Consider the following 2155-nt stretch of genomic DNA (forward strand, 5'->3'; position numbering starts at 1 on the left):
CGACACCAGCAACACGGTGCCGGCCAGTCGGGTCCAGACGGTCGGGGCCCGGTCGGTCAACCGGTCCAGCCACTTTCGCGTCGCTGAGGCGAGCAGGGAGACGACGAGCGTGCTGCCGGCGACGAGGGGCAGGCCGACGACCTGGGGCGGTCGTCCGTCGCGGGCATCGACGCGAAGTTCGACGCCGAGGCTGCGGGCTGCGGTCCACAGCAGGGCTGTGGCCAGGACGGCGCCGCCGACCGCGCATGCGTGGCGGCGGAGGCTCGGGGTGGCCCGGCGGGTGGATGTGGCAGTCATCATGGCATTCCTTCGGGGGTGGGGACGGTCGTGCCTGGGCGGGGTCTTTGCGGGCGAAGAGGTGTGTGGTGGGGAGGCGTACGCCGGTTCCGGCCAGGGGTTCACCGGGAGGGTGATCGAGACGAACGGACCCATCGGGCGTCTCGGCCGCAGGGCAACCCGCTCATTCGCCGTCCAAGATCGGAAGGAGCAGGCGTGAGCGGGAGTGAACCGTGTTGACGCCCGCGATCCCGACGGGAGCGTGGCTGAACAGCAGCATGGGCTGGAAGTCCTCGCGGGTGTCGTCGCTGGTGAGGATCAGCCGGATGCGGTGCCCGCGGTGGAACCGGCGGGCGTTGGCGACCAGCGGTAGGCGGTAATCGACCGGCTCGCCCGAAGGGATAGGGATCCGCGCCTGCATCGGGAGGACGGGCCTGCCCGCCTCACTCGCGGCCTCATCGACGTGGCGCATGCCGGCGCGCAGCCAGCCCTGGGTGATGTCGGCGGCCTTGCCGTCCGGGCCGACGTCTTGCAGGAGCAGGATCCATGCCGTGTCGGTCGCGCTGCTGGTGGCGGCGAGCCGTAGTTCGGGGTGGCCGACCATATCGATGTCGTCAGGAAGGGGGTCGCTGGTCCAACTCAGCTGTACGGACATGGCGTTCGCGCCGTCGGTGGCGTAACTGCGCTCGCCCGGCCGCTCGTCGGCCGTGAGGGAGCCGTCGGCGTTGAGGGCCAGGGCGATGTGGGTGGCCGGCGGGGGCCAGGAGTCGGCGGTGCGCCACTGTTCGGCCCCGGGCAGCCAGTAGCGGATGGCAGGGCCTTCGAGAATGCCGGTGTCCCGGCCCTTGAGCCAGTGGTCGAACCAGGCGAGGGCCTCGATGTGCATGCTTTCCCATGGCCAGGGCAGGCTGTGGTCCCCGAGCATGGTCATGCGCACGTGCGGGTTGTGGGCGAGGGCGTCCCAGGCTTCGAAGAGGCCGGTCAGGTGGAGGGGGACGTTGGACCACTCGCCGCCGAGGTAGACGGGGATGTCGACACCGGCGAGCAGTCCGGTCAGGTCACGCTCGTCCCACCACGCATCCCGGGTGGGGTGCTCGGTGGCGACTGCGTTCAACAGGGCATTCCATGGGTGGGCGTCGTGGCGGAAGCGGCTGACCAGCCGCAGGCCGCGGTTCGCCTGGACGCCGTCGGTGTGGCTGAACCGCCGGTGGATGGCGGGGATGGCGAGGAACCGGCGCAGGAGGCGGGACAGGCCCTTGCGGTAGAGGCGGTCGCCGTGGGCGGACAGGACGCCCAGCGCATGGATCCAGGGGGTGATGAAAGCCTCGCTCAAAAGGCCGTTGTGGTAGGCGGCTTCCCGGACCTGGACAGTGACGTTGAAGGGGAACAGGGCCTTGAGGTGTGGCGGGCGCTGGGTGGCCGCCTCCATCTGGCTCATGGCGTAGTAGCTGATGCCGATCATGCCTACGTTCCCGTCGCACCAGGGCTGCCTGGCGACCCACTCGACCAGGTCGAACAGGTCCTTGCGCTCCTGCTCGTCGAAGAAGCTGTAGGTGCCGCCCGAGCCGACCGTGCCGCGGAGGTTGGCGATGACATGGGCGTAGCCGCGCGGCACCCAGAAGTCGCTGGTGCCGGCCTCGATGACGGCCGCGGGGGCGCCCAGGTCCTGGAGCTGGCGGGGATAAGGGGCCGCCGCGATGAGCGCGGGGAACCTGCCGTCCGCGTCGGGTCGGTGAATGTCGGCCAGGAGCTGGGTACCGTCGCGGACCGGGACGGGCACATTGTCCTCGCGGGTCGTCCCGTGGAGGGCCAAGGACAGGTTGCGGTACTGACGACCGGTGGTCTGCGGTCCGTTGAGCTGACGCTGGCCGGGCTCCAC

General features: G+C 70.4%; 2 protein-coding genes. Both read right to left on the minus strand.

Annotated elements, in window-relative coordinates; genetic code table 11:
• Positions 1 to 297, minus strand: a 297-nt coding sequence (locus ACI2LP_RS34310; RefSeq protein WP_404728452.1) for a DUF6069 family protein, incomplete at its 3' end; no start/stop codon positions are given.
• A 163-nt stretch (positions 298 to 460) separates the two neighbouring features.
• The coding region (locus ACI2LP_RS34315) for a CocE/NonD family hydrolase (RefSeq protein WP_404728453.1) at positions 461 to 2155 on the minus strand (1695 nt) is incomplete at its 5' end.

Origin of the sequence: Streptomyces sp. NPDC019890 (assembly GCF_044903445.1) — a bacterium.
Classification (GTDB): domain Bacteria; phylum Actinomycetota; class Actinomycetes; order Streptomycetales; family Streptomycetaceae; genus Streptomyces.